The organism is Sphingomonas sp. NPDC079357 (assembly GCF_044901155.1).
Classification (GTDB): domain Bacteria; phylum Pseudomonadota; class Alphaproteobacteria; order Sphingomonadales; family Sphingomonadaceae; genus Sphingomonas.
In genome coordinates, this window is sequence record NZ_JBJDOM010000006.1 from 61,859 (window position 1) to 77,267 (window position 15,409).

Annotated in this window: 10 protein-coding genes and 1 tRNA gene; 3 read left to right on the forward strand and 8 right to left on the reverse strand. The window is 68.6% G+C overall.

Going from position 1 to position 15,409, the window contains the following annotated elements; genetic code table 11:
- Window positions 1-19 precede the first annotated feature (19 nt).
- On the forward strand, window positions 20-1,819 hold the full coding sequence (locus ACI2JO_RS16000; RefSeq protein WP_404721612.1) for an aminopeptidase P family protein: 1,800 nt from the start codon (window positions 20-22) through the stop codon (window positions 1,817-1,819).
- 10 nt (window positions 1,820-1,829) lie between these two features.
- Here the strand turns inward: ACI2JO_RS16000 and ACI2JO_RS16005 are convergent, their stop codons facing one another.
- The gene (locus ACI2JO_RS16005; protein WP_404721613.1) at window positions 1,830-1,964 is read right to left on the reverse strand and encodes a hypothetical protein; all 135 of its coding nucleotides are present in this window, start codon (window positions 1,962-1,964) and stop codon (window positions 1,830-1,832) included.
- 88 nt (window positions 1,965-2,052) lie between these two features.
- Here ACI2JO_RS16005 and ACI2JO_RS16010 point away from each other — a divergent pair.
- Window positions 2,053-2,127 (forward strand) — tRNA-Thr (locus ACI2JO_RS16010).
- 17 nt (window positions 2,128-2,144) lie between these two features.
- Here ACI2JO_RS16010 and ACI2JO_RS16015 read toward each other — a convergent pair.
- Window positions 2,145-2,846, reverse strand: a complete 702-nt coding sequence (locus ACI2JO_RS16015) for a SapC family protein (RefSeq protein ID WP_404721614.1) — start codon at window positions 2,844-2,846, stop codon at window positions 2,145-2,147.
- Window positions 2,843-4,402, reverse strand: a complete 1,560-nt coding sequence (locus ACI2JO_RS16020; RefSeq protein WP_404721615.1) for a tryptophan halogenase family protein — start codon at window positions 4,400-4,402, stop codon at window positions 2,843-2,845. Before ACI2JO_RS16020 ends, ACI2JO_RS16015 begins: the two co-directional genes overlap by 4 nt.
- 173 nt (window positions 4,403-4,575) lie before the next feature.
- Here ACI2JO_RS16020 and ACI2JO_RS16025 point away from each other — a divergent pair, with 173 nt between their 5' ends.
- Window positions 4,576-7,374 carry a TonB-dependent receptor gene (locus ACI2JO_RS16025; protein ID WP_404721616.1) on the forward strand — a complete coding sequence of 933 codons (2,799 nt, stop codon included), beginning with the start codon at window positions 4,576-4,578 and terminating at the stop codon, window positions 7,372-7,374.
- A 143-nt stretch (window positions 7,375-7,517) separates the two neighbouring features.
- Here ACI2JO_RS16025 and cobA read toward each other — a convergent pair whose 3' ends face one another.
- The 5 genes from cobA to ACI2JO_RS16050 all read right to left on the reverse strand — a co-directional run bounded on the left by cobA (window position 7,518) and on the right by ACI2JO_RS16050 (window position 15,091).
- On the reverse strand, window positions 7,518-8,297 hold the full coding sequence (cobA, locus tag ACI2JO_RS16030; protein WP_404721617.1) for a uroporphyrinogen-III C-methyltransferase: 780 nt from the start codon (window positions 8,295-8,297) through the stop codon (window positions 7,518-7,520).
- Window positions 8,287-10,872, reverse strand: coding sequence for a molybdopterin-dependent oxidoreductase (locus tag ACI2JO_RS16035; protein WP_404721618.1), 2,586 nt, complete (start codon window positions 10,870-10,872; stop codon window positions 8,287-8,289). Before ACI2JO_RS16035 ends, cobA begins: the two co-directional genes overlap by 11 nt.
- 128 nt (window positions 10,873-11,000) lie before the next feature.
- Entirely contained in the window at window positions 11,001-11,339 is a 339-nt protein-coding gene (gene nirD, locus ACI2JO_RS16040) for a nitrite reductase small subunit NirD (RefSeq protein WP_404721619.1), read from the reverse strand.
- Complete coding sequence (nirB, locus tag ACI2JO_RS16045; RefSeq protein ID WP_404721620.1) at window positions 11,336-13,816, reverse strand: nitrite reductase large subunit NirB; 2,481 nt, start codon at window positions 13,814-13,816, stop codon at window positions 11,336-11,338. The genes nirD and nirB overlap by 4 nt, the downstream gene beginning before the upstream one ends.
- Window positions 13,817-13,843: 27 nt before the next feature.
- Window positions 13,844-15,091, reverse strand: coding sequence for a nitrate/nitrite transporter (locus tag ACI2JO_RS16050; protein ID WP_404721621.1), 1,248 nt, complete (start codon window positions 15,089-15,091; stop codon window positions 13,844-13,846).
- Window positions 15,092-15,409: the final 318 nt, after the last annotated feature.

A 15,409-nucleotide genomic window follows, 5' to 3' on the forward strand; every position in this document is an offset into this window, starting at 1 on the left:
GCTATGGCACCACGCCTCCATGACGTCCCACACCGACCGCCTCGCCGCCCTGCGCGCGCAGCTTGCCGCCGCCGCTATCGACGGCTTCATCGTCCCGCTGACCGACGAGCATATGAGCGAATATGTCGGCAGCTATGCGCAACGCCTTGCCTGGCTCACCGGCTTCGCCGGCTCGGCGGGCAGCGCGGTCGTGCTGGCGGAACGCGCCGCGATCTTCACCGACGGACGCTACACGATCCAGGTCCGCGAACAGGTCGACGCGGCCGACTGGGACTTTGTCGGCGTCCCCGAGGAGAGCATCGCCGGCTGGCTCGCCGACCACGCCCCGGCCGGCGCGCGGATCGGCTACGACCCGTGGCTCCACCCGCGCGGCGCGATCGACGAGTGGCGCGGCGCGCTCGCCCCCAAGAACGTCACGCTGGTCGCGGTCGATGCCAATCCGATCGACGCGGTGTGGCAAGACCGCCCCGCCCCATCGCCCGCGCCGGTGATCGTCCAGCCCGAGGCGCTGGCCGGCGTCTCCTCCGCGACCAAGCGCGCTGCGGTCGCCGACTGGCTGGGCGAGGAGCACGCCGATGCCTTCGTCGTCGCCGCGCTCGACTCGATCGCCTGGCTTTTCAACGTCCGCGGCGGCGACGTCGATCACACGCCGGTCGCGCTCTCCTATGCGATCGTCCATGCCGACGGCACCGCCGACCTGTTCGTCGCCCCCGGAAAGGTCGGCGCGGCGGTGCGCGAGCATCTCGGCAATGCGGTGCGGCTCCACGATCGCGCGGCGTTCGCGGGTGCGCTCGGTACCTTCGCGGGCAAGACCGTCGCGATCGATCCGGCGCTGACCGTCGCGGCGATCTTCGATGCGGTCGAGGCGGGCGGCGGCACGACGCTCGCGCGGCGCGACCCGACCGTCGTGCCACGGGCGTGCAAGAACCCGGTCGAGATCGCCGGCCACCGCGCCGCGTCGCTGCGCGACGGCGCGGCGGTGACGCGCTTCCTGCGCTGGATCGCCGACGCCGGGCCGCGTGGCGGGCAGACCGAATTGTCGGCGGCGGCGCAATTGCTGCACTTCCGAACGGAAACCGGCGTGCTCCGCGATCTGTCGTTCGACACGATCAGCGCCACCGGCCCGAACGGCGCGCTGCCGCATTACCACGTGACCGGAGAATCGAACCGCGCGATCGAGCCCGGCCAGCTCTACCTGATCGACTCTGGCGGCCAGTATGATGACGGCACCACCGACCTGACCCGGGTCGTGCCCATCGGCGCGCCGACGCCCGAAATGCGCGACCGCTACACGCGCGTGCTGAAGGGGCATATCGCGCTCGCCACCGCGGTCTTTCCGCACGGCACGACCGGCGCACAGCTCGATGCGCTTGCACGCGGACCCTTGTGGCAGGCCGGGCTCGACTATGCGCACGGCACCGGTCACGGGGTCGGCAGCTTCCTGTCGGTCCACGAAGGCCCGGCGCGGATCGCCAAGCCGAGCTATCCCGGCTCCGGCCCGTCCGAGCCGCTGCGCCCCGGCATGATCCTCTCCAACGAGCCCGGCTATTACAAGGCCGGCGCATACGGCATCCGGATCGAGAATCTGCTGCTGGTCGTCCCGCGCACGATCGCGGATGGCGAGGCGGAGATGCTGGCGTTCGAGACGCTGACCCTGGCACCGCTTGATCCCGACCTGATCGACACGGGGCTATTATCGGCGTCGGAGCGGCACTGGGTCGATAATTACCATGCTATTGTGGCGCGCGCATTGTCCCCGCTGCTCGACGAAGCCGACCGCAAGTGGCTCGAATCACGCTGCTTGCCGCTCCCTGCGTGACCGGCCACGCTCAGGGCCGCTCCTTTTCCCCGCCTTTTGCGTCCGGCAGCGGCTCAGCCTGCTCCCGCGCCTGCGCCTTGCGCCGCCGCAAATTGGCCCTGAGTTGCGCGGCCAGCCGCGCGGCGCGTTCGTCCTGCTCGCTCATCGCAAATATCCGCTACCCGCACCGAACGCGCTTGACAACGCCGCCCGTCTCGGCTCTTAGGCCCGCTCCCGCGGACGACGTGGGAAGTGCTGCCGTAGCTCAGTGGTAGAGCGCATCCTTGGTAAGGCTGAGGTCGTGAGTTCAATCCTCACCGGCAGCACCATTTTCTGAAATATGCCGTCACTCGGCGATTGCCATTCTGATGGCGGCAATCTGCTGAGAAAACCGAGCGTTATGTAGCTGCCGCAAGCGCTCGACCTGCGCCAGCGATGCGGTCAGCACCGCCGCAGGGGCGAGTTCGTCGGTGCGATGCATCGCCACCACCTCAGCGTCCGCCAACCCGGCCAGCGCCGCTTCGGCAATGCCGTAAAGCCCATCCAGTCCATGCTCCTGCCCGTCGGCCATCGTCAGCGTCACCGACAGGGGCCGCAGAAGTGCCCGCCGTGCATAGCTTTCCGCCAGCGCCCGCCCGGCGTTGACATCGGCCAGCGCCGCCTCCAGCCCATCGCGCCAACGATCGGCGTGCCCGTCGACGAACAGCGGCTCGCCGGTCGACCCCAGCGACCCGTCCGCTTCGTCCACCGCCAGCCCCCCCGCCGCGTCGAGCCGCAGCGCGGTCAGCCCGGCCGCACGCGGCTGGCTTGTGGCATGATAACCCGCGGACGAGACGAACAAATTGGCCGGCTCGCTTAGCCCGACCAGCGCGATGAGCTCGAACCGTCCGGTCTGCCCGTCCTTGGCGAGCAGCAACGGCATGTCCGCCGCCAGCAGCGCGATCTCGCTGCGCCCGACCGGCACCAGCCGCCGCTCCGCCGCCCCGCGTGACCGGTCCAGGCGCAACGCGCCATGCCGCGCCGGATCGAGCGCGCGCAACCGCGTCATACCGCCTGCATTCCATGGTCGCGCACCGCGCGCAGCAGGTCGCGATGTTTCGGCAGGCGCTGCATCGCATCGGCGCGCATCCGCTCGTTGCGGGTGAGCCAGCGTTGCACGAGCGCCGCCTCCGGCGCGGTGTCCGGGCGCGAATAGCGGGTCGGATAGTTCATCCCGTGCAGCACATATTGATAGCTGGGCCAGCCGAACACCTCACGCGCATGATCGAAATCCTGCGGCGCGGGCGGATGATCGCGCCACAGGGCCAGCCGCTCCGCCAGCCCGTCCGGCCAGGTCTTCGGATCGGCGTGGTCGCGCCAGAACGCGCTGTCGGTTCGCCGGGTGATCGCATAATGCAGCTTCAGGAACTCGACGATCCGCGCCCAATGATGCGTGAAGGCGGCATTGAACTGGCGCGCGGCGGTGTCGATCGCGCTGCGGGTGCGCGGCAGGCGATCGGCAATCGCATCCATCGACGCCTCGATCAGCATCAGCGCGGACGCTTCGAGCGGCTCGACGAACCCGGCCGACAGCCCGACCGCAACGCAATTGTTCTGCCAGAACCGCTCGCGATGCCCCGCCTCGATGCGCAGCTTGCGCGCCGACAGCTTTTCTGCCGCCGGCCCGATATAGCGGCGCAACGTCGCCTCGGCATCGTCGTCGCTCTGGTGCGCGCTGCTATAGACATGGCCGATCCCCCGCCGCGTCCACAGCCCGATGTCCCAGATCCACCCCGATGTCTGTGCGGTCGCCACGGTGTGGCAGGTCACCGCATCGTCGGGATCGTCGTACGGCACCTGCATCGCGATCGCGCGATCGGCGAACATGACGTCCGCGCAGGAACGGAACGGCACCTCGTACACGCCCCCGATCAACAATGCGGCAAATCCCGAACAATCGACGAACAGGTCGCCCTCGATCGTGCGTCCGTCGGCGAGCACCACGCCGGCGATGTCGCCGTTATCCGCCATCTCGGCGCTTACGATATCACCGACGACATGCTCGACGCCCAAAGCCTTCGTGGCATGTTCGTGGAGCAGCGTCGCGAACTTGCCGGCGTCGAGGTGATAGGCATAATTCGCCTGCCCGGCATATTCGGGCATGGTGATCGCCTTGGGGGCAAGCCCGGCATCACACAGCGACGCCTGGAAATCGACCCATTCGGCAAAGTCCGCGCCGCCTGGCGCAGATGGCCAATAGGGAGCCAGATCGATCTCGGTCGCGCCGACGGGCGGATTGAGCGGATGGTAATAGCCATCGCCTGCGGTGCCGTCCGCCCAGCCCACAAATCGCGCACCCTGCTTGAACGCGGCGTCGCATGCCCGCACGAACGCCGTTTCGGAAATGCCGATCTTGGCGAGCGTATTGCGCATCGTCGGCCAGGTGCCCTCACCCACGCCAACGGTCGGCACCTGCGCTGACTCGACGAGCGTCACGCTCACGTCGCTCCCGCTCCGCCGCGCTGCTGCGGCCAGCCGACAGGCCGCAATCCATCCCGCCGAACCGCCGCCGACCACCACAACCCGCTGGATCGCGTGATCGCAGCCCCCGGCAGTGTTGCACATTTCCCTCTCCCTGCCGCTTAGTTCGCAATCGTTACAAAAGCCATATTGCCGGTGTATGATTATATTACTAGACATCATGGCGAACCCGCAGATCCAAGGCGGGACGACATGGGAGGATAAGGATGACGTTTCGGCACCGGCATGCACGTGGCTTTCGGCATATCACGGCAGGTATGGGCTGCGCCATCGGCGCGTTGATCGTCGCCACGCCGGCGCTCGCGCAGGAAAGCGTGCCGCCGCAGGGTGCCGGCATCGCCACGTCGGGCGACCCGACCGCCGACGACATCGTGGTCACCGGCATCCGCGCCAGCATCGCCTCCTCCGCCGCGCAGAAGCGCGACTCGTCGGGCATCCTCGACGCGATTTCGTCCGAAGACCTCGGCAAGTTCCCGGACGCCAACGTCGCCGAATCGTTGCAGCGCATCCCGGGTGTCGCGATCGACCGCAACAATGGCGAAGGTCAGTCGGTCACCGTGCGCGGCCTGGGTCCGCAGTTCAACACCGTGCTGTTCAACGGCCGCAGCTTCGCCTCGGACAATTTCAACCGCTCCTTCTCGTTCGACCTTATCCCGGCCGAGCTCATCAGCGGCGCGCAGGTCTACAAGAGCGCGCAGGCACCGTTGCAGAGCGGCGGGATCGGCGCGACGATCAACATCCAGACCCCGCGCCCGCTCGATCTGAAGGGCTTCAAGGGGATCTTCACCGCCAAGGCGCTGTACGAGAAGAACAGCGAGAAGTTCACCCCGCAGCTGTTCGGCCTGTTGAGTGACACGTTCGCCGACGGTCGCCTCGGCCTGCTCGGCTCGATCTCGTACCAGAAGCGTATCGCGTCGGTCGATTCGGTCAGCAACGGCGGCTACCTGCCCAATACGACGGTCGGACCGACCAGCGCGCCGCTGTTCACCAACGTCTACGCACCCCGCAACCAGGACGTCGGCAACGCCCGCGACACGCGCACCCGGCTGGGCGCGACACTGGTCGCGCAATATGAGGCCAGCGACACGCTGACCTTCACGGTCGACGGTCTGTACAACAAGTTCAAGAGCGACTCGACGACGCGCGCGCTGGGCAGCTGGTTCGAGCCGTCGAGCTATACCGCGGCGGCGATCGACTCGAACCGCACGATCACCTCGTTGACCACCAACGGCAATGCCGACTTCATCTCGTCGGGCGCGGTCCGCGAGACCACGACCTGGGAAGCCGGCGGCAATGTCGAATGGCGGCCGACCGACCAGTTCAAGATGACGCTGGACGCCAGCTGGTCGCGCGCCAAGAACGCCGGTGGCGGCAAGTCGTATTTCGCGGTGATCGGGTCGCCGACGCCTTACTCCTTCCAGCAAGCCGAGAACGGCGGGATCGGTTCGACCACCGGCTACACGTCGGGCGTGCTGACCAACCCGGCGCTCGGCCGCACGCACATCGCGGGCGTCAACGGCAACGACATCACCGAGAAGGTGACGGAATATCGCTGGAACAACGAGTTCAAACCAGTCGATGGCGTCCTCAAGGCGTTCCGCTTCGGCCTGGCACGCACCACGCGTGACAAGAACAACGTGCCGGTCACCTCGGCGGACGACGTTGGCTGCATCTATTGCGGTTATCCGACGCTCGCCGATCCGTCGTTGCTGTCGTCGTTCACGATGAACTCGCTCGGTGCGAAGAGCGGGTCGGTGCCGCTCACCTTCCTGACCTTCGATCCGCGCGCCTATCTCAACTTCCTGACCAGCGCGGCCGCCACCTCGGCGCTCGACACCGCGCAGAAGCTGGCGCCCGGCACGACCGCGGCACGCTATGCGCGCGCCAATGGCTATGCGGCGACCCCGCAGCCGTCGGCACGGGTCAAGGAGACGGTGTACGCCAGCTATGCCGACGTCGACTTCGAGTCGAACATCGGCAGCATGCCGTTGTTCGTCAACGTCGGTGCGCGCTACGAATATACCGAACTCAGCTCGTTCGGGCAGCAGCGGCAGCTGGTCGATCTGACGCCGACCGGCGGCAATCCGCCGACCGATCCGACGATCTACGTCGGGGTGTTCGACAGCACGTCCGGTCTGCCGGTGTCCCGTCAGTCGTCGTACAGCAACTTCTTGCCGAATGCGAACGTGCGGCTGAACCTGACACCGCAGCTGCAGGTGCGCGTCGCAGCGTACAAGACGCTGACGCGCCCGGCGATCGGCGATCTGGCGCCGACCTTCAACACCGACACGCTGCGTCCGGCAACGCTGAGCGCCAACGGCGGCAATACTGAGCTGAAGCCGTATCGCGCCAACAACGCCGATCTGTCGGTCGAATGGTACCCGACCCGGACGACGACGTTGTCCGCGGCGGTCTTCTATAAGAGGATCAGCGACTTCATCGTACAGAGCTTCGGGATTGAACGCCTCCCGATCCTCAATGCGGGCAATGCGCAGGGCGTGCGCCTGCCGGCCGGTGGCTTGATCACGCAGGTTGGAGGCCAGTTCTTCGGCGAATTCAGCGTGCGGCGTCCGCGCAACGCGCAGTCGCTGGAGATCAAGGGGCTCGAGCTGAACCTGGTGCACACCTTCGACTGGTTGCCGGGCGTCCTGAGCGGCTTCGGCGTGCAGGCCAACGCGACCTTCGTCAGCACCAATCGCGACTTCGACGTCAACCAGATCGGGCAGTCGTTCGCGGCCGAAGGGATCGGCAATTCGCAGAACGGTACCGTCTTCTACGAAAAGTACGGCATCTCGGCGCGCATCGCCTACAACCGTCGCGAGCGCTTCCTGCGCCAGCTGGCGGGCGGGTCGGGCAACGAGCCGATCTTCGTGCGCGATTACGGTCAGTTCGACGGCAGCGTCGCGGTCAACGTCACACCGGAGGTGCAGGTCTTCGTCGAAGGCACCAACCTGTTCAACGCCAAGTATTTCACCACCGGTCGCTTCGATAACCAGCTGTTGACCTACCAGAACTTCGGTCCCCGCTACGACGCGGGCGTCCGCTTCTCGTTCTGATCCTATCCGGGCGGCGGGTCATCCCGCCGCCCGTCCTTACCGCATGTACACTCCCGGCAGGCACGCCGCGCAGCACAGTGCCGCATAGGCCAAAAAGCGCGCCCAGCCGCAGGCCGGCGTCGCCAGCGCGCGCCACCCGCCGGTCACGCCTGCACCGCCGCGAACAATTGCTGCATCGCCCCGCGCGCCGGTGCCCGCACCGCCTCGCCGATCAGCAACATCGCCGGATCGCGGTCGCCGATCGTCTCGACCAGAAACGCCAGCGACGACAATTTCCCGCGAATGATCCGCTCGCCGGGCAGCGAGGCGTTGACCACCACCGTCACCGGCGTGTCCGCGCTGCGCCCGGCAGCGATCAGTTGCTGCGCGACTGTCGCCGCCGCGGCCCTGCCCATATAGACCGCCAGCGTCGCATCCTCCGCTGCCAGCCCGACCCAATCGAGGTCGAGCGGCTCGCCCGCGCGCGCATGGGCGGTGACGAAGGTCAGCCGCCGCGCCGCGCCCCGCAAGGTCAGCGCGGTCCCAGCCGCCGCCGCCGCCGCGCTCGCCGCGGTGATCCCCGGGCAGATCCGCACCGGCACGCTCGCCGCGCGGCACGCGGCGACCTCCTCGGCGGTGCGCCCGAAGATTGCCGGATCACCGCCCTTCAATCGCACGACACGCTGCCCGGCCAGCGCGGCCGCGACGATCAGCGCGTCGATCGTCGCCTGATCCTTGGAATGGCGTCCCGACCGCTTGCCGACGCTGACGCGCTCCGCCTGCGGTGCCGCCAGATTGAGCACCGCCGGCCCGACCAGCGCATCGTAGAAGATCACGTCCGCCGCCGCGATCAGCCGCGCCGCCTTGCGCGTCAGCAGCTCGGGGTCGCCCGGCCCGGCACCGACCAGCCACACGCTGGCGGGCGGGAAGTCGTCATGCGGCATCGGTCTTCTCCTCGGCGATCAGCCGCGCGAGCGCGGGGCGGCACGAGCCGCAATTGGTGCCGGCGCCGATCGCAGCGCCAACGGCGGCGACATCGGTCAGGCGCTGCTCGCGGATCGCCGCGACGATCGTGCGCATGCCGAGATCGAAACAGGCGCAAACGATCGCGCCGCCCTCGACCGCGACCCCGGGCGCGCGGCCCGCAAGCACGGTCGAAGCCGCAAACGGCGCGGACAATTGCTCGATCAGCCAGTCGCGCGCGGGCAGTTCGCCGCGCTCGGTGATGAATAGCGCCGCGACCAGCCGCCCCTCCTTCAGCACCGCGACGCGCCGCGTGCCGCGCGCCGGATCGACCGCCTCGACGCGCTCGCCGGCGGGCAGAAGCGCGTCGAGGCCATCCGGTGCGCGCTCGTCGGCCAGCTCCCACAGTGTTCCCGCCGGCACCGCGACGCGGGTCGCCCACAGCACATCCGGCCGCCGCGCGGCTTCACCCGCGAACAGCGCGAAGCCGCGCCAGCGGGTCGCCACCGCCGCGATACTCGCCGGAGTCGCCTTGAACCCCGGTTGCCCCGAATGTGGATCGGCGAGCGGGCGCGGGAGTAGCCCGGTGCGCCCGCCGGTCGACGTGCGATCGGTCCAGTGGATCGGCACGAACAGCTCGCCCGCGCGCTGCGTGGTGACGACACTCGCCCGGTAGACGCTCTCGCCCTGCGGGGTCGCGACGCGCGCCAGCCCGCCATCGGCGATGCCGAAGCGCGCGGCATCGTCCGGATGGACCTCGACCAGCGGCTCGGCCCGGTGCCGCGCCAGTCGCGGCGCGAGCCCGGTGCGCGTCATGCTATGCCAGTGATCGCGATAACGCCCGGTGTTGAGCGTCAACGGCCAGTTCGGCAGCGGCGCGGCAAGCGGCTTCTGCACCACCGCCATCAGCCGCGCGCGACCATCGGGCATCGAAAAGCGCCCGTCCGCGAACGGCGTGCCGCCCCAGCGGAACGGCGCGAGATCGTCATAACCCGCATTGCCCCCGCCCGTCGCAGGCAGCGTGAACACGCGCGCGCCGTCATTCTCGTAGCGTGACAGCCGCACATGCTCGCGCCAGATATCGGCGGGTCGATCATAGGCGAAGGCGGACTTCCACCCCATTCGACGCGCGACCTGCGCGACGATCCACCAATCGGGCCTGGCCTCGCCGGGTAGCGGGAACAGCGCCCGCTGGCGGCTGACCATCCGCTCCGAATTGGTGACGGTGCCGTCCTTCTCGCCCCATGCCGCCGCTGGCAGGCGGACATGCGCGAACGCACCCGTATCGGTGTCGGCCATCACGTCCGACACCACCACGAACGGACAGGCGGCCAGCGCCTCGCGCACCCGCCCGGCGTCGGGCATCGACACCGCCGGGTTGGTCGCCATCACCCACAGCGCCTTGATCCGTCCCTCGCCGACCGCGCGGAACAGGTCGACCGCCTTCAACCCCGGCTTGCGCGCGATCGTCGGCGACGCCCAGAAGCGCTGCACCACCTCACGGTTCTCCGGCGCGAAGTCGCGATGCGCCGCCAGCGTCGTCGCCAGCCCGCCGACCTCGCGTCCGCCCATCGCATTGGGCTGGCCGGTGATCGAGAAGGGCGCGGCGCCCGGCTTGCCGATCCGCCCGGTGGCGAGGTGGAGGTTGAGGATCGCATTGACCTGATCGGTGCCGGCCAGCGACTGGTTCACCCCCTGGCTGAACAAGGTCACGGTGCGCGGCGTTGCGGCCAGCACTTCGTAGAAACGCCGCAGTTCGACCGCCGGCACCTCGCAGGTCCGCGCCACCGACCACAGGTCATGCCCCGTGCCCAGCGACGCCCAGAAATCGTCCGGCACCGCGACGTGATCGGCGAGATAACGTTCGTCGACCGCCCCCACGTCGCGGCACCATGCCAGCGCGCCGTTCATCAGCGCGACGTCGCTGCCCGGCCGGATCGCGAGATGCAGGTCGGCCTCATCGGCGGTTTCGGTGCGACGCGGGTCGATCACCACCAGCGTCGCGCCCGCCGCACAGCGCGCGCGGATCCGCTGATAGACGATCGGGTGGCACCAGGCGGTGTTCGAGCCGACCAGCACGATCAGGTCGGCGGCATCGAGGTCGGTATAGCTGGCGGGCACCACGTCCTCGCCGAACGCGCGCATGTGCCCGGCCACCGCGCTCGACATGCACAGCCGCGAATTGGTGTCGATGTTCGCGCTGCCGATGAAGCCCTTCATCAGCTTGTTCGCGACGTAATAGTCCTCGGTCAGCAACTGCCCCGAGACGTAGAAGGCGACGCTGTCCGGCCCATATTGCGCGAGCGTGTCGCGGAAGCGCTTCGCGACGAGGTCGAGCGCCTTGTCCCATGTCGCGCGCCGCTGCCCGACCATCGGGTGGAGCAGGCGTCCGTCGAGCCCGACCGTCTCGCCGAGGTGCGTGCCCTTGGAGCAGAGGCGGCCGTGATTGGCCGGGTGATCGGGATCGCCCTGGATGTGGACGCTACGGTCGCCGGTCGAGGTGGCGACGATGCCGCAACCGACCCCGCAATAGGCGCAGGTGGTTTTGATCTTCATCTAGCCCTCTCCCCCGTGGGGAGAGGGTTGGGTGAGGGGTCGGTGGCTCGCAGAGAGGTCGGTCTCGGTAAGACATCTGCCCCTCACCCAAACCGTCTCCCCGAGGGGGAGAGGGCTTTCGGGCGCGCTCATGCCGCCGCCTTCAGCGTGCTGGCGCGGCAGATCAGCACGCGGCCCGCGGTCACCTTCACCGGCACAACCGGGGTACAGCCGCGATCCTCGCCCAGCGCCTCGCCGGTCGACAGCGAGATCCGCCAATTGTGCAGCGGGCACGCCACTGCGCCGCCGTGCACGATCCCCTGCGACAGCCGCCCGTGTTTGTGCGGGCAGCGATCGCGCAGCGCGAAGACCTGATCCTCGCCGGTGCGGAACACCGCAATGTCGTCGCCGCCCGCGACCTGCACGGTCCGGCTGCCACGCAGCGGAATTTCGTCCACGCGGCCGATGTCGAGCCACTCGCCAATCATGCCATTTCCTCCTGCGGCTGGAAGCGCGCCATCGGCGCATGATGCTCGCGCTCGGCGCCCGCGACACGCTGCGCCCACGGGTCGTCCTGCGAGAAGCGCTGCGAATGGAAGAACCGCGCCGCCAGCGCCCCGCGCGCTTCGGCATCGGGCAGCAACCGCGACTGGAGGTACGCCAGCCCGACCCGCTCGATCCACGGCGCGGTGCGCTCCAGATAGCGCGCTTCCTCGCGGTAGAGCTGGATGAAGGCGGCGCACATCTCGATCGCCTCCGCCTCGGTCGCTACCTTGCATAGCAGGTCGGTGGCCCGGACCTTGATCCCGCCGTTGCCGCCGACATGCAGTTCATAGCCGCTGTCGACGCAGACGATCCCGAAGTCCTTGATCGTCGCCTCGGCGCAGTTGCGCGGGCAGCCGCTGACCGCGATCTTGAACTTGTGCGGCATCCACGACCCCCAGGTCGCACGCTCGATCTTCACCCCCAGCCCGGTCGAATCCTGCGTGCCGAACCGGCACCATTCGCTGCCGACGCAGGTCTTCACGGTGCGCAGCGACTTGCCATAGGCATGGCCGCTGACCATCCCGGCGGCGTTGAGGTCCGCCCACACTGCGGGCAGATCCTCCTTTTTGATCCCGAAGATGTCGAGCCGCTGCCCGCCGGTCACCTTGACCATCGGCGCGTTGAACTTCTCGACCACGTCGGCGATCGCGCGCAGCTCCTTGGGGCTGGTCAGCCCGCCCCACATGCGTGGCACCACCGAATAGGTGCCGTCCTTCTGAATGTTTGCGTGCATCCGCTCGTTGACGAAGCGGCTCTGCTGGTCGTCGACATACTCACCCGGCAGCGCGCAGAGCAGATAATAATTGAGCGCCGGGCGGCACGAAGAACAACCGTCGGGAGTCGACCAGTGCAGCTTCTGCATCACCTCGGGGATCGCGCGCATCCCTTGCGCGACGATCTCGCGGCGCACGTCATCGTGACCGAAGCTGGTGCATTTGCACATCGTTTTCGGCCCGGCCTTGACCTCGCCGCCAAGCCGCAGCGACAACAGGCTCTCGACGATCCCGGTGCATGACCCGCAGCTCGCCGAGGCCTTGCACCCGGCGCGCACCGTGTCGATGCTGTGCGCGCCGCCGTCGATGCACGCCACCACCTTGCCCTTGGACACGCCGTTGCAGCCGCAAATTTCCGCTTCGTCGGAAAGCGCCGCAACGGCCGCATTAGGGTCCGCCTGCCCCCCTCCCGAGGCAAAGGCTTGCCCGAAGATCAGCGCGTCGCGAATCGACGCGATATTCTCGCCCTTCTTGAGCAGGTCGAAATACCAATTGCCGTCGGCGGTATCGCCGTACAGCACCGCGCCGACGATCCGGTCGCCGCGCACCACGACGCGCTTGTAGATGCCGCGGCTGGCGTCGCGCAGCACGATGTCCTCCGCGCCGTCACCGCCGGAGAAATCGCCCGCCGAAAAGACGTCGAGCCCCGCGACCTTCAGCTTGGTCGCGGTCGGCGCGGGGCGATAGCCGCTCGGCTGTTCGACCAGCCCGTCCGCCAGCGCGCGGCACATGTCCCACAACGGCGCGACCAGGCCATAGACCTGCCCGTCATGTTCGACGCACTCGCCGACCGCGAGCACGTGCGGGTCGGACGTGACCATATGGTCGTCGACCTTGATCCCGCGCCCGACGTCGAGCCCGGCAGCGCGCGCCAGCGCCACCGACGGGCGGATGCCGACCGCCATCACCACCAGATCGGCGGGCAGCTCGGTCCCGTCCTTCAGCCGCACGCCGGTGGCGTGCGTTTCGCCCAGGATCGCTTCGGTGTCCGCGCCGGTCAGGATCGTCTGCCCGCGCGCCTCCAGCGCGGTGCGCAGCAGCCACGCCGCGGCCTCGTCGAGCTGGCGTTCGAGCAAGGTCGGCATCAGGTGCAGCACCGTGACGGTCATCCCGCGCAGCGCGAGGCCGTGCGCGGCTTCCAGCCCAAGCAGCCCGCCGCCGATCACTACCGCGCGTCCGCCCTTTTCGGCGGCGGCCAGCATCGTGCCGACATCGTTCATGTCGCGGAAGCCGATCACGCCGGGCAGATCCTTGCCCGGCACCGGGATGATGAACGGATCGGAGCCGGTCGCGATCAGCAGCCGGTCATAGTCGATCGTGATCCCGCCGCGCGTCGTGACGGTGCGTGCAACGCGATCGATCGCGATCACCGGATCGCCCGCCAGCAGCGTGATTCCGTTGTCGGCATACCAGTCGTGATCGTTGATCACGATTTCGTTGAACGTCTTCTCGCCCGCCAGCACCGGCGACAGCATGATGCGATTGTAGTTCACATGATGCTCGGCCCCGACGATCGTGATGCGATAGCGGGTCGGGTCACGCGCCAGCAATTCCTCCACCGCGCGGCACCCCGCCATGCCGTTGCCGATCACGATCATGTGCGGCCGGGTGTCGGCCGCGCCGAGGCGGATGGGTTCGTGTTTCATATGCTTGTCCTGTCCGTGTCCGGTGGATCAGATCCGCACGCCGGCGGCGGTGCCCCAGCGCGCGCGCCAGCCGTGCTTGACGATCGTGAGGCCGAAGAGCGCGGCGAGCCCGAGTGCGGCAAAGATCAGGAAGCCGGGCGCGAAGCTGCCGGTCCATTGCTTGGCAAGCCCCAGCGACGAGGCGAGATAGAAGCCGCCCACCCCACCGGCCATGCCGACCAGCCCGGTCATTACCCCGATCTCGGCGGCGAACCGCTGCGGCACCAGCTGGAACACCGCGCCATTGCCGACCCCCAGCGCCAGCATCGCCGCGACGAAGCACGCGAGCGCCCCAACGAAGCCCGCCGACAGGCTGACCCCGACCAGCGCCAGTGCGGCGAGCAGGAACACGATGCTCAGCGTGCGCACGCCGCCGATCCGGTCCGCCAGCGCGCCGCCCATCGGCCGCACCAGCGACCCCGCGAACACGCAGGCGGCGGTCGCATAGCCGGCGTGGACGGTGCTCAGCGCGAAGCGATCGGTGAAATAGATCGGAAGGCTCGCCGCCAGACCGACGAAGCCGCCGAACGTCACCGCGTAAAAGGCCATCAGCCACCACGCATCCGCCTGCCGCAGCGGCGCGAGATATTCGGCCAGCCGCTTCGGCGCGGGCGCGCCCGGCGCGTCCTTGGCGAGCGTCATGTAGATCAGGAACACGATCGTCAGCGGAATGCACGCGAGCCCCAGCACCGCGTTCCACCCGTACAGCGCCGCCAGTGCGGGCGCGAAGAGCGCGGCGAGCACGGTGCCCGAATTGCCCATGCCGGCCAACCCCATCGCCTTGCCCTGATGCTCGGGCGGGTACCAGCGGCTGGCGAGCGGCAGCGCGATCGCGAAGCTCGCACCGGCGAAACCGAGGATCACGCCCAGCGCCAGCGTGCCCGCAAAGCTGGTCACCCCCAGCATCCACGCCGCGAGCAACCCGAAGATGACGATCAGCTGGCTGATCGCGCCCGAGCGCTTCGGCCCGAGCCGGTCGACCAGCAGCCCGTTGACGACGCGCAGCGCCGCTCCGGCGAGCGTCGGCACTGCGACCATCAGCCCCTTCTGCGCCGGGCTCAGCCCCAGCGCCGCGGCGATATCGGGCGCGAGCGGCCCCAGCAGCACCCACACCATGAAGGCGAGATCGAAATACAGGAACGCGGCGATCAGCGTCGGGCTATGCCCGCTCGCCCAGAAGCCGCCTGCCGCCTGCGTCTCCCCATCTTGTCCGCGATCCCAGAACGCCGTCGCCATCGCTCGTGCTCCAAACAGAAAAAGCCGCCAGGACGGCGACCCTTGCGGGTGCGTCCTGGCGGCGTCGTTGCCTCGGTACGGATAAGGGGCGTTATCGCCCCGTTCCGCCAGCGTGGACCTCCCCGGCGTTGGAGAGGCGGTCGCTGCTATCTCGTGTCCGGCATCATTGCCCGACGGTCACGAAGCTGCCTGATTCGCGTCGCCGACGCAAGCCCCCTTCGCACGCGCAGCATCATCGGCGAGGCGTGCCGACCGCCTCCCATCAGTTTGTCCTTTCTTTTCGCCCCGGACTTGATGACGGCAAGGGCAAGTGGGCGC